Raw genomic sequence first — 25,748 nt, 5'->3', positions numbered from 1 at the left:
AGCCGGTGCGATTTCAGGCAGGCCGGCTGTTCAGTCAGCCCGGGGGCAGTCCCCGGGGGAAACATTCCACGACTTGAAACCCCTAGAATGAGCCGTAACTGGCCCAAGTACCGCATCCGGAGTCTGAGTTGAACAATCAGTGGTTCTCGAAAATAGCCGTCTGGCTCGTCATCGCGCTCGTGTTGTTCACGGTGTTCAAGCAGTTCGACACCCGGGGCGCGGCTGGCGCCAGCGTCATGGGCTACTCCGACTTCCTGGAGGAAGTGCGGGGCCGGCGCATCAAGAACGCCGTGATCCAGGAAGGCCAGGGCGGCACCGAGATCGTGGCCATGACGACGGACGACCGCAAGGTGCGCACCACCGCCACCTACCTGGATCGCGGCCTGGTCGGTGACCTCATCAACAACGGGGTCAAGTTCGACGTCAAGCCCCGCGAGGAGGGCTCGCTGCTCATGACGCTGCTCGTGAGCTGGGGCCCGATGCTGCTCCTGATCGGCGTCTGGATCTACTTCATGCGGCAGATGCAGGGCGGGGGCAAGGGCGGGGCGTTCTCGTTCGGCAAGAGCAAGGCCCGCATGCTCGACGAGAACAACAACCAGATCACCTTCGCCGATGTCGCCGGCTGCGACGAGGCCAAGGAAGAAGTCAAGGAAGTGGTCGACTTCCTCAAGGACCCGCAGAAGTTCCAGAAGCTGGGTGGCCGCATTCCGCGTGGCCTGCTGCTGGTCGGCCCCCCCGGCACCGGCAAGACGCTGCTGGCCAAGGGCATCGCCGGCGAGGCCAAGGTGCCGTTCTTCTCGATCTCGGGCTCCGACTTCGTCGAGATGTTCGTCGGCGTGGGTGCGGCCCGCGTGCGCGACATGTTCGAGAACGCCAAGAAGAACGCCCCCTGCATCATCTTCATCGATGAAATCGACGCCGTGGGGCGCCAGCGTGGCGCCGGCTTGGGCGGCGGCAACGACGAGCGCGAGCAGACCCTCAACCAGATGCTGGTCGAGATGGACGGCTTCGAGACCAATCTGGGCGTGATCGTCGTGGCCGCCACCAACCGGCCCGACATCCTGGACGCCGCCCTGCTGCGCCCCGGCCGCTTCGACCGCCAGGTCTACGTGACCCTGCCGGACATCCGTGGCCGCGAGCAGATCCTGAACGTCCACATGCGCAAGATTCCGATCGGCCAGGACGTCAACGCCAGCATCATCGCCCGCGGCACGCCCGGCATGTCGGGCGCCGACCTCGCCAACCTGTGCAACGAGGCCGCCCTGATGGCCGCGCGTCGCAACGCCCGCGTCGTGGAGATGCAGGACTTCGAGAAGGCCAAGGACAAGATCCTGATGGGCCCCGAGCGCAAGAGCATGGTCATGCCCGAGGAGGAGCGTCGCAACACGGCCTACCACGAGTCCGGCCACGCGCTCATCGGCAAGCTGCTGCCCAAGTGCGACCCCGTGCACAAGGTCACCATCATCCCGCGCGGCCGCGCGCTGGGGGTCACGATGAGCCTGCCGGCGCAGGACCGCTACAGCTACGACCGCGAGTACATGCTCAACCAGATCGCCATGCTGTTCGGCGGGCGCATCGCGGAAGAGGTGTTCATGAACCAGATGACCACCGGCGCGAGCAACGACTTCGAGCGCGCCACCCACCTGGCGCGCGACATGGTCATGCGCTACGGCATGAGCGATGCCCTGGGCCCGATGGTCTATGCCGAAAACGAGGGCGAGGTGTTCCTGGGCCGCTCGGTCACCAAGACCACCAACATCTCCGAGCAGACCATGCAGAAGGTCGATGAAGAGGTGCGCCGCATCATCGACGAGCAGTACAGCCTGGCCCGCAAGCTCATCGAGGACCACAGCGACAAGATGCATGCCATGGCCAAGGCGCTGCTGGAGTGGGAAACCATCGACACCGAGCAGCTCGACGACATCATGGCCGGCAAGGACCCGCGTCCGCCGAAGGACTTCACACCGCGCAGCCCGTCGTCCGGCGGCGGTTCCGGTGGCAGCCCCGTGGCCACGGACCCGACGCCCACGGCAGCCTGAAAGAGCCAGTCTGCCAGCAGCAAGAGGGCCCTCCGGGGCCCTTTTTGCTTGTCGGGCTGGCGCACAATCGTCCTCCTATGCACTGGCAGACCGCCCGCTACCGGATCGACCTGGCGCGTCCGCGCGTGATGGGCATCGTCAACATCACGCCCGATTCGTTCTCCGACGGTGGTCGCTATCGCCAGACCCGACAAGCCATCGACCACTGCGAGCATCTGGTCGCGCAGGGCGCGGACATCCTGGATCTCGGCGGTGAATCCAGCCGGCCTGGCACACCTCCTGTAGCGCTGGACGAGGAGCTTGCGCGCCTGCTACCGGTGCTGCGCGAAGCGGTGGCCATGGGGGTCCCCGTCTCGGTCGACACCTACAAGCCCGAAGTGATGCGCCAGGCGCTGGACCTGGGTGCGGACATCGTGAACGACATCTGGGCGCTCCAGCAACCCGGCGCTGTCGACGTCGTTGCGGCCCACCCGTCCTGCGGCGTCTGCCTCATGCACATGCACGGCGAGCCGCAGACCATGCAGCGCACTCCGATGGAAGGCGATGCGGTTCCTCAGGTGCGCGATTTCCTGGCGGCGCGGTCGCAGGAACTGGCGGCACGCGGCGTGGCACCTCACCGGATCGTCTGGGACGCCGGGATCGGCTTCGGCAAGACGGTGGCGCAGAACTTCGCGCTGCTCGCCCGCCAGCGGGAGCTCCTGGACGGCGACCATGCCTTGCTGGCCGGCTGGTCGCGCAAGTCATCGCTGGGGCAGGTGACCGGCCTGCCGGTGAACGACCGGGTGGCGGCCAGCGTGGCCGCGGCCGTGCTGGCGGTCGAGCGCGGCGCACGCATCGTGCGCGTGCACGACGTCCACGACACGGTGGCGGCATTGAAGGTGTGGGCGGCGACCCATCACAACGACGAAGTGGAAGGGAGCATGACAGCATGAGCAGGACGTATTTCGGCACCGACGGCATCCGCGGCACGGTCGGGCAGGCGCCCATCACCCCCGATTTCGTGCTGAGATTGGCCCATGCCGTCGGACGGGTGCTGAAGCGGTCGGAAGAGCGGCCCACGGTGCTCATCGGCAAGGACACCCGGATCTCCGGCTATATGCTCGAGAGCGCGCTGGAATCGGGCTTCAACTCGGCCGGCGTCGATGTCGTGCTGCTCGGGCCACTGCCGACGCCCGGCGTGGCCTACCTCACGCGTGCCCAGCGCGCCAGCCTGGGCGTCGTCATCAGCGCCAGCCACAACCCGTACCCGGACAACGGCATCAAGTTCTTCAGCGCGCAAGGCACCAAGCTGCCCGACGAGTGGGAGCGTGCCGTCGAGGCCGCGTTGAACGACCCGCCCGCCTGGGCCGATTCGGCCAACCTGGGCAAGGCACGGCGGCTCGACGACGCCGCCGGCCGCTACATCGAGTTCTGCAAGAGCACCTTCGCCAACGACCTGACGCTCAAGGGCGTTTCCATCGTCGTCGATGCCGCCAACGGGGCGGCGTACCACATCGCCCCCAAGGTGTTCCATGAACTGGGCGCCGAGGTGCACGGCATCGGGATTGCGCCGGACGGCCTCAACATCAACCGCGACTGCGGCGCCACGCACCCGGAGGCGCTGGTCCAGGCGGTCCGTGAACGCGGTGCGGATTTCGGCGTTGCACTCGACGGCGATGCCGACCGGTTGCAACTGGTCGACGCCGAGGGCCGCCTGTACAACGGTGACGAGCTGCTCTACCTGATGGTCGCCGACCGGCAGAACAGCGGCGAGCGCGTGCCGGGCGTGGTCGGCACGCTGATGACCAACATGGCGGTCGAGAAGGCGCTGCGAGCGCGCGACGTGGAGTTCGTCCGCGCCAAGGTCGGCGACCGCTACGTGCTGGAGGAGCTGGAGCGGCGCGGCTGGATTCTCGGCGGAGAGGGCTCCGGCCACCTGCTCGCGCTGGACAGGCATACCACCGGCGACGGCCTGATCAGTGCACTGCAGGTCCTCAAGGCAGCGGTGCGCGGCCGCAAGAGCCTGGCACAGCTGCTCGCCGGCGTCAGCCTCTACCCGCAGGTCCTCCTCAACGTGCGGTTGCAGGCCGGCCAGGACTGGGCCGCCGCCAAGGCGCTGCCGTCGGTGCGCGCCGAACTCGAGAAGCGCCTGGGCCAGCGCGGCCGCATCCTCATCCGTCCGAGCGGCACCGAGCCGGTGGTCCGGGTCATGGTCGAGGCGGATGACGGCGCGCTGGCGAAGGAAGGGGCCACGGCCCTGGCGGACGCCATCCAGGCTGGCTGATGCACGGCGAGGTCGCTGCGGTCCATCGCAGCGCGAGCCACAGCTTCGGCAAGTTCGCAGAAGACGCCGTCACCCTGGTGGCCGGCCTGGGGGTCGCCGGCGATGCGCACGCCGGCAGCACCGTGCAGCACCGCTCCCGCGTGCGGCGCGATCCCTCGGCGCCAAACCTGCGCCAGGTCCACCTGCTGCAGATCGAGCTCTTCGACGAGCTGCTGCCCAAGGGATTCGCGGTCTGGCCGGGCGAGCTCGGGGAGAACGTGACCACGCGCGGCCTGGACCTGCTGGCGCTGCCGGCCGGCACGCGGTTGCGGCTGGGCAGCCAGGCCACCATCGAGCTCACGGGGTTGCGCAATCCGTGCTCGCAGATCGACAAGTTCCAGCCGGGGCTGATGGCCGCCGTGCTCGATCGCGATGCGCAGGGCAGGCTGGTCCGCAAGGCCGGCGTGATGGCGGTGGTGCTCCAGGGCGGCGAGGTGCGCGTGGGCGATCCCATCGCCGTCGACTTGCCGGCTGGCGAACACCGGGCGCTGGAGCCCGTCTAGGTCGTCCAGCGCGATCCGGATCCCGATCCGGCCATCCGGTCGCGCACCCGCCACACCTGCAACGCCACCAGTTCGCCCACGCCGGCAGCCAATGCCAGGAGGACAGCCAGGAACTGAAGCGGGAATTGGCGTTGGAACATGGTCGCGCCCGTTGTCTGCACCGCGCCACCCTAGCCGGCGCAGGTGGCACTTTCATGTCACGGCGGTGTCGCTGCGACCTTCTAAGCTGGCCGGGTGACCGCGACGTCCTTGCCCGAACTCGACGACCTGCAGCGCGTGCTCGATATCGGCGGCTCCCACCTGGAGGTGAGGCATACAGCCTCGGCGGGGCCCCGTGCACTGCCGGTCTACACCGTGGCGCTCGGCAATCCGGCGCCGGACGTCCCGGCGGTGGGCTTCTTCGGCGGTGTCCATGGCCTGGAGCGCATCGGCTCGCAGGTCGTGATCGCCTGGCTGCACAGCCTGGTGGCGCGGTTGCGATGGGACGCGACGCTGCACCGGCAGCTGGAGCAGGTCCGGCTCGTGTTCATGCCCATCGTCAACCCCGAGGGCATGCTGCGGGGGACCCGGGCGAACGCCGCCGGCGTCGACCTGATGCGCAATGCGCCCGTCGATGCGCTTGATCCCGTGCCGCCCCTGGTGGGCGGGCAGCGCACGAGCGCCGGCCTGCCCTGGTACCGCGGCCGGCTGGGCGCCCCGATGGAGCCCGAGAGCGCAGCGCTGTGTGCCTGCGTGGCGCGTGAACTGCAGGCGCGGCCCTGCAGCCTGGTGCTGGACTGCCACTCCGGTTTCGGCCTGCGCGATCGCCTGTGGTTCCCGTTCGCGCACAGCCGGCGCGCCATCGCGCACCTGGCGGAGATGCACGCGCTCCAGCTCGCATTCGAGGAGTCGCATCCCAACCATCCCTATGTCGTGGAGCCGCAGAGCCGGCAGTACCTGGCGCACGGCGACCTCTGGGACCATCTCTACCTCCAATCGAGCGATGGCCCCGGCGTGTTCCTGCCGATGACGCTGGAGATGGGATCGTGGCTGTGGGTCAAGAAGAATCCCCGACAGCTGCTGTCGCGCGCCGGGCTGTTCAATCCCGTGCTGCTGCATCGGCGACAACGTGTGTTGCGCCGACACTTTCCGCTGTTCGACTTCCTCGTCCGCGCCGGGCTGGCGGCGCGTGAGTGGCTGCCACCTGGGGATGATCGCGAGCGCCACCGCCAGGCCGCCGTCGAGCGGTGGTACCGGTGACCGTGCGCTGGGTCCTGTTGCGCGGGTTGACGCGCGAGGCGGCGCACTGGGGCAGCTTCGGCCCGGAACTGGCCGCGGCGACCGGCGGCGCCGTCGCGGCGATCGACCTGCCGGGCAGCGGAGCCCGTCGTGGCGAGACGGCTCCCTGGCACGTCGCGGCCCTGGCCCAGCACTGCCGGCAGGCACTGCCGCCGCACGACGGTCCCACGGTGTTGCTGGCGCTGTCGCTCGGGGCCATGGTCGCCATCGAGTGGTGCCGACAGGCTCCGGGCCAGGTCGCTGGCTGCGTGCTCGTGAACACGAGCGCCGGCGGTCATAGCCCCTTCTGGCGCCGGCTGCGACCCGTGCACTACCCGACCGTGGTCCGAATGCTGGCCGGCATGGACACCGCCATGCGCGAGCAACGGATTCTGTCGATCACGAGCGCGCGTCCGCAGCAGCACGCACAGGAGGTGGCCCGCTGGATCGCGATCGCGCGCAGCCGCCCGGTGAGCGCCGGGACAGCTTGGCGCCAGCTGTGGGCGGCGGCCCGCTACCGGGCCCCTGCTTCGCCACCCCCGGTGCCACTGCTGGTCCTCGCTTCGGCGGGCGACCGGCTGGTCGACCCGGCCTGTTCGCGCGGATTGGCTCGCGGTTGGCAGGTGCCACTGCGCGAGCACCCGTGGGCCGGACATGACCTGCCGCTCGACGATCCGCAGTGGGTGATCGAGCAGGTTGCGCAGTGGTGGGGCGCGCAGGGCCGCCACGCGCCGCGGTGAATGCGCCGTGCGCCGGCCGCGCCGGGCGCCGCGGTCATCGAACTGCCATCCAATTGCAACGGTCGAGTCACCGGCCGTTCGCACACTGTCGGGCATCCAGACAGGAGCCCCGCATGAACGACCTGCCGAATCCCACCTTGCCGCTGTCGCCGATCGCCTTGCCACGGGGGTCGCTTCCAGGACCTGGTTCGAGCTCTCCTGCTGCGGAGCGCGGCGCGGTTCTGGTCAGCTGGGCGCAGCACGAGGACGAGGTCCGGCAGGCGCAGCGCCTGAGGTATCGCATCTTCGCGGACGAAATGGGGGCGCGCCTGGACACGGCGCTCCCCGGCCATGACATCGACCTGTTCGACGATTTCTGCGAGCACCTGCTGGTGCGCGATCGAGCCACCGGCGAAGTGGTCGGCACGTACCGGGTGCTGACCCCGGCCCAGGCACGGCGGGTCGGCAGCACATACAGCGACACCGAGTTCGACCTCACCCGGCTGCGCGGGCTGCGCACGCGGATGGTGGAGTTGGGGCGCAGCTGCGTGCATCCGGACCACCGGCACGGCGGCGTCATCCTCGCGTTGTGGGGTGCGCTGGCGGAGTTCATGGTGCGCAACCAGCTGGACACCATGGTCGGCTGCGCCAGCATCCCGATGCTGCACAACGGCGTGGTCAGCGGGCACGCCGCCGCGAGCATCTGGAACCAGCTGCGGCAGACGACGCACCTTGCGCCCATCGAGCTGCAGGTGCGTCCGCGGCTCGCGCTGCCGATCGAGCAGCTCGACGGCACGCTGGACGTCGAGCCGCCCGCCCTCATCAAGGGATACCTGCGGCTGGGTGCGAAGGTGCTGGGGCCGCCCGCCTGGGACCCCGACTTCAACAGCGCCGACCTGCCGATGCTGATGCGCATCGCGGACCTGCCGCCACGCTACCGCAAGCACTTCCTGGGCCACTGAGGAGCCCGCCGTGCGCACCGCCTTCGACACCGTCGACTTCGTGGCCGCGGGCGTCGCCGGCGGGACCGCGACGGAGTCCGAGGACCCGGTCCGGCCGCCGTACCGGACGGTGTTCGTGTCCGACATCCATCTGGGCACGGCCGGCTGCCAGGCGGCCGCCCTGCTGGACTTCCTCAAGCGCCACCCCAGCGAACAGCTGTACCTGGTGGGCGACATCGTCGACGGCTGGCAGCTGCGCCGGCGCTGGTTCTGGCCGCAGGCCCACAACGACGTCGTGCAGAAGGTCCTGCGCCGTGCGCGCAAGGGCTGCCGGGTGGTCTACGTGCCGGGCAACCACGACGAGTTCGCGCGCCAGTTCGCCGGCCACGCGTTCGGCGGCATCGAGGTGGCCGAGGAAGCCGTGCACGTGACGGCGGATGGCCGCCGGTTGTGGGTGCTGCATGGCGATGCCTTCGACGGCGTGGTGCAGTGCGCCAAGTGGCTTGCCCACATCGGCGACACGCTCTACGAGTTCACGTTGCGGCTCAATCGCCACCTGAACAGGGCCAGGGGCTGGTTCGGGCTGCCGTACTGGTCGTTGTCGGGCTACCTCAAGCACCGGGTCAAGCGGGCACTGAACTACGTCACCGGGTTCGAGCAGGCGGTGGCGCACGAAGCGCGCAGGCGCGGCCACCAGGGCGTGGTCTGCGGGCATATCCACCGCGCCGAGATGCGCGAGATCGACGGCGTGCTCTATTGCAACGACGGCGACTGGGTGGAGAGCCGGACCGCGTTGGTCGAACACCTCGACGGCCGCCTGGAACTGGTGGAGTGGGGCGCCGTCGACCACCCGGTCGCCTCCCCGCGGATCGCCCACAAGGAGCTTGCATGAAGATCGCCCTCGTCACCGACGCCTGGATGCCCCAGGTCAACGGCGTCGTGACCACGCTGGTGGAACTGGTGCGCGAACTCACGGCAGCGGGGCACGACCTGCTGGTGGTGCAGCCGGGCGACTTCCGCACCCGCCCGTGCCCGGGTTACCCGGGGATCGACCTCGCCGTCGCGCCCCGGCGCCAGCTCGCCGCGCAGCTGGATGCTTTCCAGCCGGATGCGATCCACCTGGCGACGGAAGGGCCACTGGGCTGGGCCGGCCGCCGCTATTGCCTGCGGCGCCGACTCGCCTTCACGACGGCCTTCCACACCAAGTTTCCCGAGATCCTGCATGCTGCCGCGATGGTGCCGGTGGGGTGGGGCTACGCGCTGTTTCGCCATTTCCACCGTCCCTCGTCGGGTGTCATGGTCCCGACGCGGAGCGTGCTGGCCATGCTCGAACGGCGGGGCTTTCGCAACCTGCGGGCCTGGACGCACGGCGTGGACACCGGGCTGTTCGGCTTCAGCGCCCAGCCGCTGCCGCACGACCTGCTGCGGGACCTGCCGAGGCCGATCGCGCTGTTCGTCGGCCGGGTCTCGTACGAGAAGAACATCCAGGCGTTCCTCGAGACCGACCTGCCGGGGAGCAAGGTGGTGTGTGGCGTCGGGCCGGTCGAGGCCCCACTCAAGGCCCGCCATCCCCATGTGCGCTGGATCGGCCTGCTGTCCCGGCCCGAGCTCGCGCGCTTGTATGCGGCAGCCGATGTGCTCGTGTTTCCCAGCCACGCCGACACGTTCGGGTTGGTCATGGTCGAGGCCATGGCCGCGGGGACGCCGGTGGCCGCCTACCCGGTCGACGGTCCCCTGGAGGTGTTGGGGCGCCCGCATCCCGACGGTGGCCGCAGCCTGGGCGGAACCATGCACGAAGACCTGGGCACCGCGATCCGGTCGGCGCTGTCGATCCCGCGGGTCGAAGCCCGCGAACGGGCGTTGGATTTCAGCTGGGCGCACGCCAGCCGCCTGTTCGCCGACTTCCTCGTGCCGGCGCGGCACCCCGTCGGCGACGCGCGGCCCACCGGTGCTGTCACAACTCTGTCATCCTCCCGATGAAAACTCGTCATCGTTTCGTCACACTCGCATCGGATGACATCGCCCCAGACCAGCGCAGACATCTCGAGCCTTCCATGGCTCGATCGCGACCACTGCATTCTTGCCTTCAACGAGCGCGTGCTGGACTGGGCCCATCGCGACGACGTGCCGCTGCTCGAGCGGCTGCGTTACCTGTGCATCGTGTCGTCCAACCTCGATGAGTTCTTCGAAGTGCGTGCCGCGCCGCACCTGACGGCGGCGCTCGCCGGCGAGAGAAAAGGGCTCTACACGGTAGCGAGCTTCGAGGCGCTGTCGGTCGCGGCCCACCGGTTGGTGGAGCGGCAGTACGCGCTCTTCAACGATGAGCTGATGCCGGCGTTCGCCCGCCAGGGCATCGAGCTGGTGTCGCACGGCGAGCGCACAGCACCCCAGAAGCGCTGGGTCGACGACTACTTCGAGCGCCAGGTGCGGCCGTTGCTGGTGCCGGTAGGCCTGGATCCCGCGCACCCGTTTCCCCAGATCGCCAACAAGTCGCTCAATTTCATCGTCCGGCTGGGCGGCAAGGACGCGTTCGGCCGCGAGAACGAGATCGCCATCGTCAAGGTTCCCCGCGTCCTGCCCCGGCTGATCCGCATGCCGGCCAAGGTGTCGGGCGGCAAGACCCTGTTCGTCTCGCTGTCGAGCGTGATCCGGGCCCACCTGCAGGACCTGTTCCCGGGCCGCGAGGTGGGGCAGTTCTCGCAGTTCCGGGTGACGCGGCATTCCGACCTCGCGGTGGACGAGGACGACGTGCGCAACCTGCGCACCGCGTTGCGGGTGGGCCTCCAGCACCGGCACTACGGCCAGGCTGTGCGGGTGGAAGTGTCGTCGGGCTGCTCGGAGTTCCTCGCCCATTTCCTGCTGCAGCAGTTCGCGCTGCCGCCGGTGGCGCTGTACCGTGTGTCCGGTCCCGTGAACCTGGTGCGCCTGCAGCAGCTGATCGACCTGGTGGACGCGCCGCAGCTGAAGTTCCCGCGCTACACGGCGTCGTTCCCGGCCGGGTTGAACGTGAACGAGCCCATCGTCGACCAGCTGCGCCGTGGCGACGTCCTCATCCACCAGCCGTTCGAGAGCTTCGACGGCGTGCTGGCGTTCCTGCGCGAGGCCGTCGACGACCCGGACGTGCTGGCCATCAAGCAGACCATCTACCGCACCGGCAACGAGTCGGCCCTGATGGACCTTCTGCGCGAAGCGGTGCGGCGCGGCAAGGAGGTGATGGCCGTCGTGGAGCTGAAGGCGCGCTTCGACGAGGAGGCCAACATCAACTGGGCCGAGCAGCTCGAGTCGATCGGGGCGCAGGTGGTCTATGGCGTGGTCGGCCTCAAGACGCACGCCAAGATGCTGCTGGTCACCCGGCGGGAAGGGCGTGCGCTGGTGCGCTACGCCCACCTGTCCACGGGCAATTACAACCCGTCCACGGCCCGGCTGTACACCGACCTCAGCTACCTGACCGCCGATCCCAAGCTGACCGCCGACGTGGAGGCGATCTTCGTGCACCTGGCCAGCCAGACGCGGCTCCCGCGGCTCAACTGCGTGCTGATGGCGCCGTTCCACCTGCACCGGCGCCTGATCGAGAAGATCGACGTGCTGGGCGAAGCGGCGGCGCGCGGGCTGCCGGCGCGGATCGTGCTCAAGATGAATGCACTGACCGACGAGCAGCTGATGCACGCGCTCGTGCGGGCGGGCCGCCACGGCGCGCACATCGACCTCATCATCCGCGGCGCGTGCATGCTGCCCCCGGGGCTGCCCGGCTGGACCGACAACATCCGCGTGCGCTCCGTCGTCGGCCGCTTCCTAGAGCATTCGCGCGTCTTCTACCTGCGGGCAGGAAGCGAGGAGGAGCTGTTCCTGTCCAGCGCCGACTGGATGAACCGGAACATGCTGCGCCGGATCGAACTGGCCTGGCCGGTCACCGACCCGGTGCTGCGCCAGCGCATCGTCGACGAGTGCCTGGTGGCCTACCTGCACGACGATCGGGACGCCTGGGAACTGCAGTCGGATGGCCGCTACGAGCCCGTGCGCTCGCGGCGGGGGTCGAAAGGGCACGGCGCGCAGCAAGCCCTCATGGCCCGCCATGGGGTGCGCGCCATTCCACAGGAGCCGGCATGGACCTGATTTTGTGGCGCCACGCGGAGGCCGAAGACCAGCGCGAGGGCCTCGAGGACCTGGAGCGGGCGCTGACCGCCCGTGGCGAAAAGCAGGCGGCCCGCGTGGCGGCCTGGCTCGATCGGCTGCTGCCCGAGGGCGCCCGCATCCTGTGCAGCCCGGCGCGGCGCTGCGACCAGACGGCCAGGGCGCTGGGCCGCAAGTTCAAGGTGCGCCCGGAACTCGGGCCGGCTGCGGACGTGCCCGGCATCCTGGAGGCGGCGCAGTGGCCGTCGGCGCGCCAGCCGGTGGTCGTGGTCGGCCACCAGCCGGTGCTGGGCGAGGTCGTGGCGCAGCTGCTGGGCATGGACAGCGGCACCTGCCAGGTGCGCAAGGGCACGGCGTGGTGGTTGCGTACCCGCGAGCGGGACGGCCACCAGCAGACCGTGGTGGTGGCCGTACAGTCGCCCGACGCGACCTGAGCGGCGCTCAGGCCTTGGCCGGACGGCCCGTCTTGATGGCGGGCACGGCGCCCACCGCGGCCAGGAAGGCCGACTCGGGCATGACGGCCAGGGCCTTGATGCCTGCGCGCAGCAACTCGCTCTTCTTGGCCGGCGTACCGGCCTTGGCGGCCCGCACCTTGAGGGCCTCGAGCACCGCGTATTCGACCTTGGGAATGGTGTAGCTGTCGCGCACCAGCTTCGGCTTGCGGGCCTTGTCGTCCTTCTCGGTCCTGGCGCCGTCGGGGGACTTGGCTGCGTTGGATGGCGGCGGGACCTTGGCAGCCTTGGGCGGCTCGGCCGCCCTGGAGGCCAGCGAGGCCTTGGGTGCAGGCTTGCTCGCCTTCGGCGCTGCGCGCCGTGCGACGGGCTTGGCCGTCCTGGCCGCCTTGGCCACCGGCTTCTTCACTGTTGCCATGATCCGGGTCCTTCCTCGAAACGGTATATACAGTTTAGACCGTTTCCGCCAGGTAACTCAACCGGTGGCGAGAGTCCAGGGTGTCTTCTGCCACGCGACCGCTTCCTCGCGCAGGAGATGCGCGGACTGCGGGTAGGCGCGCGCCCAGTCGGCCGGGATGGACAGCGTGAACTGCTGGTTGCCGGCCCGCAACTGCAGGCCGGAGAGGTTGGGATCGCGCCTGGCGTGGCACAGGATCACGGCCAGCCGCAGGCACAGCAGCTGGTGCACGAACACCACGTCGGAAAAGTCGGCGTCGAGCTTGCGCAGCTTGCCGCGGTGGCCCAGGACCAGCAGGCCCAGGCGGTGCAGTTCGGGTTGCGCAAAACCGGGTGCATCGGCGTGGTCGAGGATGTACGCGCCGTGCTTGTGCGCATCGCTGTGCGAGATGTGGCTGCCGATCTCGTGCAGCAGGGCGGCCCAGCCCAGCTTGCGCTCGTGGCGCGCCAACGCCTGTGGGGAGTCGTCGGCCCCGCGCAACTGCCGCAGGAGCTGGCGCGCGACCTTGCCCACGCGGGTGGCCTGGGGGGTGTCGACGCCGAACTTGGTAGCCAGCCTCTGCACGGTGACCGATCGGACGTCGGTTCCGACATGCTCGCGATCCAGGAGGTCGAACACGACGCCCTGACGCAGCGCGCCCTCGGCCGGCAGCAGCTCCTGGATGTCCAACTGGTCGAACACAGCCTGCAGGACGGACAGTCCGCCACCGATCACCGGCCGCCGGTCGTCCTTCAGCCCTTCCAGCCGGACCCGATCGACCGACTTGGCCGCGATCAGTTGCCCCTGCAGCCACGACAGGCTCTCGCGCGACACCGCCGGCCGGCCGGCCGCCAGCAGGATGTCGCCGACCGCCCCGATCGTGCCTGACGATCCGTACGCCACGTCCCATTGGCGGCGGCCGTAGCGGACCGTGGCGTCCTCGAGCACGGCCTGGGCCGCCACCCGGGCTCGCTCGAAGGCAGCGGCAGACAGGGTGCCGTCCGGAAAGTAGCGCAGCGACCACGCGACGCTGCCGACGCGATAGCTCTCCGTCACCCGCGCCTCGAATTGCTGACCCAGGATCAGCTCGGTGGACCGGCCGCCGATATCCACCACCAGCCGCCGCTCGTCCGACTGCGGCAGGAGGTGGGCGACGCCCTGGTAGATCAGGCGCGCCTCCTCGCGGCCGGAGATCACTTCGATCGGGAACCCGAGGATGTCGTGGGCCCGGCCGAGGAAATCATCGCGATTGCGGGCTTCGCGCAGGGTCTGAGTTGCGACGGCCCGGACCTGGCTGCGCCGGAAACCGGCCAGCCGTTCTCCGAATCGCGCCAGGCATTCCCAGCCACGCCGCATGGCTTCGACGGTGAGGTTGCGCGAGTCGTCGAGCCCGGCGCCCAACCGCACCGTCTCCTTCAGGTATTCGGTGCGGTGGACCTGCCCGTGGTCGTGCCGACCGATCTCGAGCCTGAAACTGTTCGAGCCTAGGTCGACGCCGGCCAGGAGGGTTCCGTTGTCCATTCGCGGGCCAGCATAGCAAAGGAGGCCGTCGGCAGGGGCTCGCCGGGCCGGCTTCAGCCCAGCACGCGCCCGTCCGGCGTCAGCATGCTCTGGGTGACGAAGGCCCCGCTGCGGCGGCGCTGGTCGAAGCTCACGCGGAACCCTCCCAGGTCCAGTGTCGCGCGCCGCCGGAACGCCGCCAGCACGGACTGCCTCGTCAGCGGCACGTCAACTTCGGCCATGACCTCGGACGTGTAGCGCGCCGCGATGAAGCCGGCCAGGGACAGCGTCGCCGGCGGCTCGTCGAACAGCCGGCCCAGGGTGTCGCGGTAGGCGCGCACGATCGGCAGGCTGGCGGTGACCATCGGCACCGGCTGGGTGGCGATCACCGGGATGCTGCGGCCCCCACCCATCTGCACCATCGTCTGCAGGTTCACGTCGGCCAGCGCCACCAGGTAGCGCTGCCGTTGCTGCTGCTCCAGCCCCTGGGTGAACTGCACCAGCTCGGGCGTTCCCCCGATGAAGAGCAGGATCGCCGGCGTGCCCGGCGTCAGCTGCAAGCCCAGACGCACGAGATCGCCGCCGCCCCGGTAGGTCTTCAGTTGGAGATTAAGCGTGGCGGCCACCCGCTCGAGCTCGCGGCCATACAGCGCCTGCTCGGTCGGGGACGCGAACACGGCCCCGACGTCCTTCACGCCCAGCGTGGTCAGCGACTTCAGGGCATGGACGATCTGTTCCTGGCGGGACGCGAAGATCGGGAAGGTGCTGTCGTCGACGTCGCTCACGGAGTCCTGCAGCCACGGGGCAACATGCGCGATCGGCAAGTTGTCCTGCCGCAGGAGGTCGATCACCTGGACGGCGACCGGATCGCCTGCCGTCCCTGACAGGACCACGCAGGAGGGGTTGTCCCGCAGCGAGCCGAGCGCCGCCCGCGGGCTGGCCGGCGTGCCATCGACCTCGACCGTGAGGTGGGTGACGGGCCGGCCGCGGACGCCGCCCCTGGCATTGATGTCCTGCCAGGCCGCGCGCGAGCCGATCAGGAAGTCCTTGGAGACGTCCTGCTGTGCGGGCGAGGTGTCGACGATCTGCGCGACGGTGAGCGGCTTGCCGGCCGGCCGGCCGGGCTGGCCCGCCGACGGGCGTGCGACCGCGGCGGCCGGCGTGGCCAGCAGGAGGGCGCGGCGCCGCGGCGTGAACGATGCACGCTGGTGCTTGGGACTCATGTCAGCGGCGCGGCGGCATCAGCACGCGGTCGATCGTGTGCACGACCCCGTTGCTGGCGGCGATGTCGGCCGTCTGGACCATGGCGTCTTCTACCGTCAGGTAGGCCCCGGCCTTGGCCAGGGCGAGGTTCCCGCCTTCGGTGGTCTTCGCGTTGCTGGTGCTGACCTGGTCAGCCGTCAGGCGCGTCGGCAGCACGTGGTAGGACAGCACGGCCTTGAGCCTGGCGGGGTCCTTGCCGAGCTCGTCCAGCGTCTTGGCCGGTACCGCCTGGAAGGCTTCGTTGGTCGGCGCGAACACGGTGTAGGGGCCGCCGGACTTCAACGTGTCGGCCAGGCCGGCCTTCTGGACCAGGCCGTTCAGCGTCGACAGCTCGGGATCGTGGGCGATGGTGTCGGCCACTGACACGGGGGTCTGGGTTGTGGCACAGCCGGCGGCGAGCAGCGCGGCGCCGGCGATCAGGACGAGTCGGTGAATGGACATGGGGGTTCTCCTCTGCGGTGTTGGGTCGGCGGCGAGCGTAGTGACCTGCCGTGACAGATCCGTGACGACCCAGGTGTGAAGGAGTTGCGCATGTCATCCCGTTGTCACGGAAGCTTCTTAGAGTTCCGCCGGTCCCATCCCCAACCAGGAACAAGCATGACTTCGACTTTCCGTGTGGCCACCCTCGGCCTCGTCTCCCTGACGTTCGCGGGCCTCGCGGCGGCCCAGGAAGTGACGGGCGCCGGTGCAAGCTTCCCGGCGCCGCTGTATGCCAAGTGGGCGGCTGACTACAACAAGGCGACCGGCATTCGCATCAACTACCAGTCCGTGGGGTCCGGTGCCGGCATCCGCCAGATAGACGCCAAGACCGTCGACTTCGGCGCGTCCGATGCGCCCCTGAAGGACGAGGAACTGGCCAAGAAGAACCAGGTCCAGTTCCCGACCGTCATCGGCGGCGTCATCCCCGTGGTCAACATCAAGGGCATCGGCCCGGGCCAGCTGCGCCTGAACGGCCAGGTGCTGGGCGACATCTACCTGGGCAAGATCACCAAGTGGAGCGACCCGGCCATCAAGGCCCTGAACCCGTCGCTGAGCCTGCCCGACGCCGCCATCGCCCCGGTGCGGCGCGCCGACGGCTCCGGCACCAGCTTCATCTTCACCAACTACCTGTCGAAGGCGAACGCGGAGTGGAAGTCCAAGGTGGGCGAGGGCACCGCCGTCAACTGGCCGACCGGCGCGGGCGGCAAGGGCAACGAGGGTGTGGCCGCTTTCGTCGGCCGGCTGCCCAACGCGATCGGCTACGTCGAGTACGCGTACGTCAAGCAGAACAAGATGGCCTACGCACTGATGCAGAACGCGGCCGGCCAGTTCGTGGCGCCGGAAGACAAGGCTTTCAAGGCCGCCGCCGCCGGGGCCGACTGGTCCAAGAGCTTCTACCAGATCCTGACCAACCAGCCGGGCGCGGAGAGCTGGCCCATCACCGGCGCCACCTTCATCCTGATGCACAAGGTGCAGGACAAGCCGGCGCAGGCCGCTGCCACCATCAAATTCTTCGAGTGGGCCTACAAGAGCGGCGACAAGACGGCCGACGACCTCGACTACGTGCCCATGCCCGCGGCCGTGAAGACCCAGGTCGAGAAGCTGTGGGCGACCGAGCTGAAGGACGCCAGCGGCAAGGCCATCGCTTTCAAGTAAGAGAGGTGGGCGGCTGCGGCCGCCCCCGTTCCACAGACGAGAACAGTTCCGGTGTCCTCTACACTCCCGGCCCATGAGGCCCCCTTCGCCGTCCCTGGCGCCGTGCCAGCCCGGAAGGGAGGGCGCCGAATGAGCCTTCCTCCCGCCAGCCGCCCCCGCCGGGCCGCGCCCTGGGGCGACCGGCTGTTCGGGTGGGCGGCCCGCGGTTCGGCCATCCTCACGCTCGCACTGCTGGCCGGCATCCTGCTGTCGCTGCTGGCGGGTGCCTGGCCGGCGATCGGGAAGTACGGCATCGGGTTCATCACCAGCAGCGTTTGGGACCCGGTGGGCGGCGAGTACGGCGGCCTGGTGATGATCTACGGCACCCTGGCCACCTCGCTCATCGCGCTGGTGATCGCCGTGCCCGTCAGCTTCGGCATCGCGCTGTTCCTCACCGAGCTGTCGCCCGCCTGGCTCAAGCGCCCGCTCGGAACCGCCATCGAACTGCTGGCAGCGGTGCCCTCCATCGTGTACGGCATGTGGGGCCTGCTGGTCTTCGGCCCCATCCTGGCCACGTTCGTGCAGCAGCCGCTGCAGGCCCTGTTCGCCGGCGTGCCGGTGCTGGGCGCGCTCGTGTCCGGTCCGCCGGTCGGCATCGGCATCCTCTCGGCCGGGATCATCCTGGCCATCATGATCATCCCGTTCATCGCCTCGGTGATGCGGGACGTCTTCGACGTCACCCCGCCCATGCTCAAGGAGTCGGCCTACGCCCTCGGCTCGACCACCTGGGAGGTGGTCTCGCGCGTCGTGTTGCCGTACACGAAGGCGGGCGTGGTCGGCGGCATCATGCTCGGCCTGGGCCGGGCGCTGGGCGAGACCATGGCCGTGACCTTCGTCATCGGCAACTTCAACCAGCTCGACTCGCTCTCGCTGTTCCAGCCGGCCAACAGCATCACCTCGGCGCTGGCCAACGAGTTCGCCGAGGCGGCCAGCGGCCTGCACCAGGCCTCGCTGATCTACCTCGGGCTGGTGCTGTTCTTCATCACCTTCGTGGTGCTGGCGCTGTCCAAGCTGCTGCTGTCGCGCCTGCGCAGGGCCGAAGGGGCGAAATCGTGATCGGCACCGGCGAGACCCTTCTGCGCAAGGCCGATGCCGCGCGTGCCCGCGAGCGGCGCTATGCGGCGCGCAAGCGCGTGAACCAGGTGGCGCTGGCGCTCTCGCTGGCCGCCATGGCGTTCGGCGTGTTCTGGCTGGTGTGGATCCTGTTCGAGACCTTCCGCCTCGGCATCGGCGGGCTCGCCTGGTCGACCCTGACCGAGATGACGCCGCCGCCCAACGAGGCCGGCGGCATCGCCAACGCCATCTACGGCTCCTGCCTGATGGTGGGACTGGCCACGTTCGTGGCCACGCCCGTGGGCATCATGGCCGGCATCTACCTGGCGGAGTACGACAGCAAGGGCGTGCTGGGGACGACGACGCGATTCGTCAACGACATCCTGCTGTCGGCGCCGTCCATCGTCATCGGCCTGTTCATCTACGCCGTGGTCGTCTCGCGCTTCCGGCACTTCTCCGGCTGGGCCGGCGCCCTGTCGCTGGCGCTGATCGTGGTGCCGGTGGTCATCCGCACCACGGAAAACATGCTGATGCTGGTGCCGGCTGGCCTGCGCGAGGCGGCCTACGCGCTGGGTGCACCCAAGTGGAAGGTCATCCTGAGCATCACGCTGCGGGCGGCGCGCGCCGGAGTGGTCACCGGGGTGCTGCTGGCGGTGGCGCGCATCTCGGGCGAAACCGCGCCGCTGCTCTTCACGGCGCTGAACAACCAGTTCTGGACCTCCAACCTGTCCGAGCCGATGGCCAGCCTGCCGGTCACCATCTTCAAGTTCGCCATGAGCCCCTACGAGAACTGGCAGCAGCTCGCCTGGGCCGGCGTCTTCCTCATCACCATGGCGGTGCTGGCGCTGAACATCCTGGCGCGCGTGCTCACCCGCCACAAGACCTGACGAGTCCCCATGAACGTGAACGCCTCCGCCCCCGCCAAAATTTCCGTACGGGACCTGAATTTCTACTACGGCCGCTTCCACGCGCTCAAGGGCATCAACCTCGACATCCCCGAGCGCAAGGTGACGGCCTTCATCGGCCCCTCGGGCTGCGGCAAGTCGACGCTGCTGCGCACGTTCAACCGCATGTTCGAGCTCTATCCCGAGCAGCGGGCCGAGGGCCAGATCATGCTGGACGGCGAGAACCTGCTCACGTCCAAGCAGGACGTGGCGCTGATCCGCGCCAAGGTGGGCATGGTCTTCCAGAAGCCCACGCCGTTCCCGATGTCGATCTACGACAACATCGCCTTCGGCGTGCGGCTGTTCGAGAACCTCTCGGCCACCGACATGGACGAGCGGGTCGAGTGGGCGCTGCGCAAGGCCGCGCTGTGGAACGAAGTGAAGGACAAGCTGGGCCAGAGCGGTGCCGGGTTGTCCGGCGGCCAGCAGCAGCGCCTGTGCATCGCGCGCGGCATCGCGATCAAGCCCGAGGTGCTGCTGCTCGACGAGCCGTGCTCGGCGCTCGACCCGATCTCCACCGCCAAGATCGAGGAACTGATCGCGGAGCTCAAGCACGACTACACCGTGGTGATCGTCACGCACAACATGCAACAGGCTGCGCGCTGCAGCGACTACACGGCATACATGTACCTGGGCGACCTGGTGGAAGTGGGGCAGACCGAGCAGATCTTCTTCAAGCCCAACCGCAAGGAAACCGAGGACTACATCACCGGCCGCTTCGGCTGACCGCCCCTGGAGGACCGCCATGCCCGACAAGCACCTTTCCACCCAGTTCGACAGCGAACTCAATGGCGTGTCTTCGCGCGTCATGGAGCTCGGCGGGCTCGTCGAATCGCAGATCCGCCAGGCGGTCTATGCGCTGTCGCAGTTCAATGCCGATGCGGCCACGCAGGTGCTCGAGACCGAGCAGCGCGTCAATGCCATGGAGGTGGACATCGACCGCGAGCTGTCGTCCATCATCGCGCGGCGCCAGCCGACCGCGCGCGACCTGCGGCTGCTGATGGCGATCTCCAAGACCACGGCCAACCTCGAGCGGGTAGGTGACGAGGCCGCCAAGATCGCCCGCATGGTCAAGTCCATCATCGACAGCGGTGCGACCCGCACGCTGCCGGCCTCCGAACTGCGCGTGGCTGCCGACCTGGCCTCCGGGCTGCTGCGCAAGGCCCTCGACGCCTTCGCGCGGCTGGACACGGCCACGGCCCTGGCGATCCTCAAGGAGGACGACCTCATCGACCGTGAGTTCGACGGCTTCGTGCGCAAGCTCATCACCTACATGATGGAAGACCCGCGCACCATTTCCTCCAGTCTCGACCTGCTGTTCCTGGCCAAGGCGCTCGAGCGCATCGGCGACCACGCGAAGAACATCGCCGAGTTCATCATCTATGTCGTCAAGGGTGCCGACGTGCGGCATTCGTCGATGGAGCAGATCGAGTCCGCGCTGCGGTGAACCGATGAAAAGCATGCCCCGCGTCCTGCTCGTCGAAGACGAGCCGTCCATCGCCGAACTGGTGGCGGTGAACCTGCGCCACAACGGCTTCCAGCCCATCTGGGCCGAGGATGGCGATGCCGCGCAGCGCGAGCTCGATGCCGTCCTGCCCGATGTCATCCTGCTCGACTGGATGCTGCCCGGCCAGAGCGGCCTGGCCCTGGCGCGCAAGTGGCGAGGCACCGCCCGCACCAAGGCCGTTCCCATCCTCATGCTGACCGCGCGCGGCGACGAGCCGGACAAGGTGGCGGGCCTGGATGCCGGTGCCGACGACTACATCACCAAGCCGTTCTCCACCCAGGAGCTGCTGGCGCGCATCCGCGCCGTCCTGCGCCGCCGGGCGCCGGAGCAGGCGACGGAGACCGTCACCATCGGCGAGCTCGTCCTCGACACGGCGACGCACCGAGTCAGCTTCCGCGGCCAGCCGGTGAAGGTCGGCCCGACGGAATTCAAGCTGCTCAATTACCTGATGAAGCATCCGGAACGCGTGCACAGCCGCTCGCAGCTGCTCGACAAGGTGTGGGGCGACCACGTCTTCATCGAGGAGCGCACGGTCGACGTGCACGTCAAGCGGCTGCGCGAGTCGCTGGGCGAGGCCGGTGCCATGGTCGAGACCGTGCGGGGGGCCGGCTACCGGCTGACGGCGCAACCGCAGGCAGCAGTGCGCGCCGGCTGAGGCCGGGCAACGGTCTCCTCACTTCCATGGCTTGGCGCGTAGGCAGTTTCTTCCTCCTGCTGGCGGCCGGTGCGCTGGCCGGCTGGCTGGCGGCCGCGGACCGGGGGGCGGCCGTGGGCGTGTTCCTGGGTGCCCTGGTCTGGTTCGGGATCGACGTGGTGCGGGGCTCGCTCGTGCTCGAATGGTTGCGCCGCGGCGCGGCGGAGGAGCCGCCACCGACGTCCGGACTGTGGGGCGAGATCGCCGAGCGCATGCGGCGCGTCCTGCGTGGGCGCCAGCGCGAGGTCGAGGACGCGGAAGCGCGCCTGCGCGAATTCCTGGCGGCGATCCAGGCCTCGCCCAATGGCGTGGTGCTGCTCGACCCCGAGGGGCGCATCGAGTGGGTGAACGAGACGGCGGCCGGCCACCTGGGCATCGACCCGGAGCGCGACCTGCAACAGTTGATCGGGAACCTGCTGCGCGATCCGGCCTTCACGGCCTATGGCGCGCAGGGGGACTTCAGCCGCGACGTGGTCATCGCCGGACGCGCCGGCTCTTCCGCGGTGCCGGCGCGAGTGTCGGTCCAGCTGCACCCGTACGGGCAGGGCCGCAAGCTGCTGCTGTCGCGCGACGTCACGGCCCTCGAGCAGGCCGAGACCATGCGGCGCGACTTCGTGGCCAACGTCTCGCACGAGATCCGCACGCCGTTGACGGTGATGGCGGGTTTCATCGAGACGCTGCAGACGCTGCCCCTCGGCGAGGCCGACCGCACGCGCTACCTGGGATTGATGTCCCAGCAGGGCTCGCGCATGCAGACCCTGGTGAGCGACCTGCTCACGCTCTCGCGGCTCGAAGGCAGCCCGGCGCCAGGGGCCGGTGAGTGGACGCCGGTCGCGTCCTTCCTGGCCCAGTGCGAGCAGGAGGCGCTCTCGCTGGCGTCGGTGCTGGACAAGTCGCTGGACCTGCACTTCGACACCACCGCGCACCACGAGGTGTCGGGCGCGCCATCCGAATGGCTCAGCGCGATGTCCAACCTGGTGAGCAATGCCGTGCGCTATACCCCGTCGGGTGGCGAGGTGGCCGTTGCCTGGCGCGTGTTGCCGGATGGCCGGGGCGAGTTCAGCGTGCGCGACACCGGTCCAGGCATCGCGGCCGAGCACCTGCCGCGGCTGACCGAGCGGTTCTATCGCGTCGACCGCAGCCGTTCGCGCGAAACCGGCGGCACCGGCCTCGGCATGGCCATCGTCAAGCACGTGGTGCAGCGCCACGGTGCGCAGTTGCGCATCGACAGCACGCCGGGCGTTGGGTCCTGCTTTGCCATCACTTTCCCGGCCGGGAGGATGCGCCCGCTCAAGCGAACGAAGGACGCCGGGAGCGGACAACCCGCCACAGCAGGATGAACAAGGTGGCCGCGGTCGCCGCCAGCGCGAAGGCTCCCGCGGCCCAGAACGCCGCCGGCGACTGCATGGGAGCCAGGGTTCCTAGGCCTTGGTAGGCCAGCACGTAGCCGCCTCCCAAGCCGACGCCCCAGAGCAGCACGCAATAGACGACCAGCGGCCGATTGGCGACGCCGTAGCTGCGCAGCACGAAGAAGCTGAGGGCTTGCAGGGCGTCGGCCACGTGGTAGGCCGCCCCCCAGAGCAGGAGGCTGCCCGCGGCTGCGACCACCTCGGGCTTGTCGCCGGCATAGAGGTGGGCGATGGCGTGGCGTCCGAGCAGCACCAGCACCGCGCTGGAGGCTGCCAGCGCGAGGCCCAGCTTGTAGCCCAGGCGCAGGGCCTGGCGCGCCTGGCGCTCGTCGCCGCTGCCGAGCCAGTAGCTCACCCGCGCGCTCACCGCCAGGCCCAGCGAGAGCGGCATCATGTACAGCACCGCCGTGAGGTTGGCCGCTATCTGGTGGCTGGCCGAGGCCTGGCTGCCCAGGCGGGCAATGAACAGGGCCATCAGCGTGAAGGACGTGACCTCCACCATGACCGCCAGGGCAGTGGGCACGCCCAGCCGGGCGAATCCGCGCAGGGTGGCCCCATCGGGCGGCTCGATCCGCTGCCAGATCCGGTAGGGCGCATAGAACGATCCAAAGCGGATGGTGGCGATCGCCAGCACCAGCAGCAGGTACTGGACGATGACGGTGGCCCAGGCGCAACCGGCCAGGCCCAGGGCGGGAACGCCGGCGCCGCCGAAGGTCAGCCAGATCGACAGCGGCACCTTCACCGCCAGCGCACCGGTCTGCAGCCAGGTCACCAGGACCGGCTTGCCCAGGGCCTGGTTGAGCGTGGAGTAACCCCGGAACAGCAGGGCGGCGGGCAAGGCGAGAGCCAGGATGCCCAGGTAGGCCTGCACCTCGCCTTCGAGCGACGGGGGCACCTGGGCCCACTGTAGCAGCGGGCCCGGCCAGCGCAGGACAGCGATGCCCGCGGCCGAGGCCACCAGGCACAGATAGAGCGCCTGCCGCACGGAGCGGCCGACCTCCGCCTCGCGGCCGGCTCCGCGCAGTTGCGCCCAAGCCGGCAGTTGCGCCTGTACCAGGCCGGTCAGCGCCACGAAGATGCTGATGTAGACCGCCGAGCCGACCGAGAGGGCCGCCAGGGCGTCGGTGCGGTAGCGGCCGGCGATCATGGTGTCGGCGACGCCGAACGCCATGGTGGCGAGCTGGCCCACGAGCACCGTCCCCGCGTGGCGGGCGATGGTCCGCAACTCCGCCATCAACTGCCGGGCCGGTGGAAGCGATAGAGCAGGACGTTGTCCTTGGCGTCGGTGGGCCGGCGCACGGTGACGACCGGCGTCCAGCGCTTCATGTCCAGCGCCATCGTGGCGACCGGCTGGTAGTCGGACGCGATCACCAGCCAGGGACAGTCTTCGTCGGCGCCGGCGGCGTGCACCTCGAGCTGGCCATGGAAGCGGAAGGCCGCCACCTGCCCGCGGTTGAGGCCGAACTCCTGGATGCAGGTGGGCCGGCCCATCGCCTGGGTCACCCCTCGCACGACAGGCGCGTAGCTGCGCGCGTAGTCCAGCACCGGCAGCCACAGGGTCATCATCAGGAGCCAGCAGAGGGCAGAGCCACCCGCCGGCAGCACCAGGCTCTTCCACAGGACCGAGCGGTGCCGACCGGCACGCCATTTCACCAGCCAGGCCCAGGCCAGCGTGCCGGCCAGGGCGGCAGCGAAGGCGATGGCGGAGAAGCTCGGAACGAACCCGGGCGCAAGGCGGGCGACGTTGGCGGCGGGCTGGGCCGGCACGCCCGTCTGCAGCGAGATCCAGACGACCCAGATCACCACCGCGCAGCCGGTGAAGAACAGTAGGGTGAACCAGTCGATCAGGGCAGAGACGCTGCGCTTGAGGGTCGGCAGCGCGAACGCTGCCAGGGCCGCGAGCGCCGGCAGGCCGAGCAGCAGCGAACGGTCGGAGGAGGGCGTCAGCAATGTCGAGGCAATGGCGACGGCGGCGAACCACAGCGGCAGGGCGACATGGCGGCTGCTCAACTGCCGGCGCCAGCGCCAGACCGTCCACATCGCCAGGGGCCCCGCCGGCCAGGTGAACCACAGCAGCAGCTTGCCGGCCGCCTGCCAGTCGCGCTGGCCTTGCGGCCAGAGCCGCCAGCGCCAGAGGCCGAGCTGGCCGGCGAGCAGCACCACGACACCGGCCACGACCAGCAGGACGACGGCCGAGAGCCAGGCCGGGCTGTGCGGCGACTCGTCCCTGGCCGGATCGAGCAGCGTGATCGCTCCGCCGCCAATCGCCAGCAGCACGGCGGTGGTCGGGGCGCCACTGAGGGCCAGCCCCACGAGGCCGGCGGCGATCGCCAGCAAGGGAGCTGGCCTGCGGTCGGGCAAGGCGGCCATGCCATAGAAGGCCAGGGCCGAGCAACCGAGCTGCGCCAGGGCGGGCGTCGTTTCATGGCTCAGCTGCGCCAGTCCCAGGCAGGCGATGAGGGCCAGCATGCCGCCGTCGGCGATGGCGCGGGCGTAATCGGTCGGAAGGGCCTCGCCGCCGAAGGCGAACGGGACCGGCTGGGCCCGGGTGGTGCGGGCCAGCTGGTAGATGCCGTACCAGGTGGCCAGCAACGTCAGGACCAGCAGCGCGATGAAGGGAAGCCGGGCGGCCACGTCGGCCGGCAACCAGGCTTGGGTCAGCCGGATGGCCCAGGCGCCCAGCCAGTAGGGCAGCAGTGCGTCGAACTCCGGCGGCTGGCCCAGCAGCGTGGGGGCCAGCCAGTTGGCGGCGCCGGTGGCCAGTTCGTGCATGTAGCCGAACGCCGTGATGTCGGCGTTCTTCCACGGCTCGCGGCCGACGAAGCCGGGCAGCACATAGGCGGCACAGAACAGGAACAGCGCGAGCCGCGGCAGCCGCCGCACGGCGCTCTGGGCGACGATGGCGGGGGTGGGCTGGTTCACGC

General features: G+C 69.5%; 25 protein-coding genes. 18 read left to right on the top strand and 7 right to left on the bottom strand.

The genetic code is table 11. The annotated features are described in order from the left end of the window. The first annotated feature begins 128 nt into the window (after positions 1-128). The 4 genes from ftsH to GON04_RS17440 all read left to right on the top strand — a co-directional run bounded on the left by ftsH (position 129) and on the right by GON04_RS17440 (position 4,844). Entirely contained in the window at positions 129-2,039 is a 1,911-nt protein-coding gene (gene ftsH / locus GON04_RS17455; protein ID WP_157399310.1) for an ATP-dependent zinc metalloprotease FtsH, read from the top strand. 77 nt (positions 2,040-2,116) lie between these two features. Continuing rightward, complete coding sequence (gene folP / locus GON04_RS17450) at positions 2,117-2,971, top strand: dihydropteroate synthase (RefSeq protein ID WP_157400741.1); 855 nt, start codon at positions 2,117-2,119, stop codon at positions 2,969-2,971. Continuing rightward, on the top strand, positions 2,968-4,302 hold the full coding sequence (glmM, locus tag GON04_RS17445; protein WP_157399309.1) for a phosphoglucosamine mutase: 1,335 nt from the start codon (positions 2,968-2,970) through the stop codon (positions 4,300-4,302). Before folP ends, glmM begins: the two co-directional genes overlap by 4 nt. Next, positions 4,302-4,844, top strand: a complete 543-nt coding sequence (locus GON04_RS17440) for an MOSC domain-containing protein (RefSeq protein ID WP_157399308.1) — start codon at positions 4,302-4,304, stop codon at positions 4,842-4,844. Before glmM ends, GON04_RS17440 begins: the two co-directional genes overlap by 1 nt. On the opposite strand, the gene GON04_RS17435 is transcribed toward GON04_RS17440, so the two are convergent. Next, positions 4,841-4,984: a hypothetical protein gene (locus GON04_RS17435; RefSeq protein WP_157399307.1), complete on the bottom strand. Its 144-nt coding sequence runs from the start codon at positions 4,982-4,984 to the stop codon at positions 4,841-4,843. The two genes, GON04_RS17440 and GON04_RS17435, sit on opposite strands and share 4 nt — an antisense overlap. A 94-nt stretch (positions 4,985-5,078) precedes the next feature. Between GON04_RS17435 and GON04_RS17430 the strand changes: the two genes are divergently transcribed. From GON04_RS17430 to sixA, 7 genes are all read left to right on the top strand, one after another. Then, complete coding sequence (locus GON04_RS17430) at positions 5,079-6,083, top strand: M14 family zinc carboxypeptidase (protein WP_181653629.1); 1,005 nt, start codon at positions 5,079-5,081, stop codon at positions 6,081-6,083. Continuing rightward, a complete protein-coding gene (locus tag GON04_RS17425; protein WP_338050999.1) occupies positions 6,080-6,841 on the top strand; it encodes an alpha/beta fold hydrolase in 762 nt (253 codons plus the stop codon). The genes GON04_RS17430 and GON04_RS17425 overlap by 4 nt, the downstream gene beginning before the upstream one ends. A 113-nt stretch (positions 6,842-6,954) precedes the next feature. Further along, positions 6,955-7,782: a GNAT family N-acetyltransferase gene (locus tag GON04_RS17420; RefSeq protein WP_157399306.1), complete on the top strand. Its 828-nt coding sequence runs from the start codon at positions 6,955-6,957 to the stop codon at positions 7,780-7,782. Positions 7,783-7,792: 10 nt separating this feature from the next. Beyond that, positions 7,793-8,653, top strand: a complete 861-nt coding sequence (locus GON04_RS17415) for a UDP-2,3-diacylglucosamine diphosphatase (protein WP_181653627.1) — start codon at positions 7,793-7,795, stop codon at positions 8,651-8,653. Next, positions 8,650-9,741 (top strand): glycosyltransferase family 4 protein, encoded by a 1,092-nt coding sequence (locus tag GON04_RS17410; RefSeq protein ID WP_157399305.1) that lies wholly within the window; start codon positions 8,650-8,652, stop codon positions 9,739-9,741. Before GON04_RS17415 ends, GON04_RS17410 begins: the two co-directional genes overlap by 4 nt. A 33-nt stretch (positions 9,742-9,774) precedes the next feature. Next, the gene (ppk1, locus tag GON04_RS17405; protein WP_157399304.1) at positions 9,775-11,874 is read left to right on the top strand and encodes a polyphosphate kinase 1; all 2,100 of its coding nucleotides are present in this window, start codon (positions 9,775-9,777) and stop codon (positions 11,872-11,874) included. Continuing rightward, positions 11,865-12,326 carry a phosphohistidine phosphatase SixA gene (gene sixA / locus GON04_RS17400; RefSeq protein ID WP_157399303.1) on the top strand — a complete coding sequence of 154 codons (462 nt, stop codon included), beginning with the start codon at positions 11,865-11,867 and terminating at the stop codon, positions 12,324-12,326. The genes ppk1 and sixA overlap by 10 nt, the downstream gene beginning before the upstream one ends. Before the next feature lie 7 nt (positions 12,327-12,333). On the opposite strand, the gene GON04_RS17395 is transcribed toward sixA, so the two are convergent. Genes GON04_RS17395 through GON04_RS17380 form a run of 4 tightly spaced genes read right to left on the bottom strand, consistent with a single transcriptional unit; the run spans position 12,334 to position 15,984 of the window. After that, positions 12,334-12,762: a hypothetical protein gene (locus GON04_RS17395; RefSeq protein WP_157399302.1), complete on the bottom strand. Its 429-nt coding sequence runs from the start codon at positions 12,760-12,762 to the stop codon at positions 12,334-12,336. 57 nt (positions 12,763-12,819) lie between these two features. Next, positions 12,820-14,301, bottom strand: coding sequence for a Ppx/GppA phosphatase family protein (locus GON04_RS17390; RefSeq protein WP_157399301.1), 1,482 nt, complete (start codon positions 14,299-14,301; stop codon positions 12,820-12,822). A gap of 53 nt (positions 14,302-14,354) precedes the next feature. Beyond that, positions 14,355-15,503 (bottom strand): ABC transporter substrate-binding protein, encoded by a 1,149-nt coding sequence (locus tag GON04_RS17385; protein ID WP_157399300.1) that lies wholly within the window; start codon positions 15,501-15,503, stop codon positions 14,355-14,357. Position 15,504: 1 nt separating this feature from the next. After that, a complete protein-coding gene (locus GON04_RS17380; protein WP_157399299.1) occupies positions 15,505-15,984 on the bottom strand; it encodes a fasciclin domain-containing protein in 480 nt (159 codons plus the stop codon). Positions 15,985-16,140: 156 nt separating this feature from the next. On the opposite strand from GON04_RS17380, the gene pstS reads away from it, so the two are divergent. From pstS to phoR, 7 genes are all read left to right on the top strand, one after another. After that, entirely contained in the window at positions 16,141-17,178 is a 1,038-nt protein-coding gene (gene pstS / locus GON04_RS17375) for a phosphate ABC transporter substrate-binding protein PstS (protein WP_157399298.1), read from the top strand. A gap of 129 nt (positions 17,179-17,307) precedes the next feature. Continuing rightward, on the top strand, positions 17,308-18,273 hold the full coding sequence (pstC, locus tag GON04_RS17370; RefSeq protein ID WP_157399297.1) for a phosphate ABC transporter permease subunit PstC: 966 nt from the start codon (positions 17,308-17,310) through the stop codon (positions 18,271-18,273). Continuing rightward, a complete protein-coding gene (gene pstA, locus GON04_RS17365) occupies positions 18,273-19,157 on the top strand; it encodes a phosphate ABC transporter permease PstA (RefSeq protein ID WP_181653767.1) in 885 nt (294 codons plus the stop codon). The genes pstC and pstA overlap by 1 nt, the downstream gene beginning before the upstream one ends. Before the next feature lie 9 nt (positions 19,158-19,166). Further along, positions 19,167-19,940 carry a phosphate ABC transporter ATP-binding protein PstB gene (gene pstB / locus GON04_RS17360; RefSeq protein WP_157399296.1) on the top strand — a complete coding sequence of 258 codons (774 nt, stop codon included), beginning with the start codon at positions 19,167-19,169 and terminating at the stop codon, positions 19,938-19,940. 19 nt (positions 19,941-19,959) lie between these two features. Further along, positions 19,960-20,661, top strand: a complete 702-nt coding sequence (gene phoU / locus GON04_RS17355; protein WP_157399295.1) for a phosphate signaling complex protein PhoU — start codon at positions 19,960-19,962, stop codon at positions 20,659-20,661. A gap of 4 nt (positions 20,662-20,665) precedes the next feature. Continuing rightward, complete coding sequence (gene phoB / locus GON04_RS17350; protein WP_157399294.1) at positions 20,666-21,376, top strand: phosphate regulon transcriptional regulator PhoB; 711 nt, start codon at positions 20,666-20,668, stop codon at positions 21,374-21,376. Positions 21,377-21,402: 26 nt separating this feature from the next. After that, positions 21,403-22,755, top strand: a complete 1,353-nt coding sequence (phoR, locus tag GON04_RS17345) for a phosphate regulon sensor histidine kinase PhoR (RefSeq protein ID WP_157399293.1) — start codon at positions 21,403-21,405, stop codon at positions 22,753-22,755. On the opposite strand, the gene GON04_RS17340 is transcribed toward phoR, so the two are convergent. Then, positions 22,706-24,058: an MATE family efflux transporter gene (locus GON04_RS17340; protein ID WP_157399292.1), complete on the bottom strand. Its 1,353-nt coding sequence runs from the start codon at positions 24,056-24,058 to the stop codon at positions 22,706-22,708. The genes phoR and GON04_RS17340 overlap by 50 nt on opposite strands. Further along, a complete protein-coding gene (locus GON04_RS17335) occupies positions 24,058-25,746 on the bottom strand; it encodes a hypothetical protein (protein WP_181653626.1) in 1,689 nt (562 codons plus the stop codon). Before GON04_RS17335 ends, GON04_RS17340 begins: the two co-directional genes overlap by 1 nt. Positions 25,747-25,748: the final 2 nt, after the last annotated feature.

The sequence above is a fragment of the Ramlibacter pinisoli genome, assembly GCF_009758015.1.
Classification (GTDB): Bacteria; Pseudomonadota; Gammaproteobacteria; order Burkholderiales; family Burkholderiaceae_C; genus Ramlibacter; species Ramlibacter pinisoli.
This window is presented reverse-complemented; position numbering and strand designations above follow the sequence as displayed.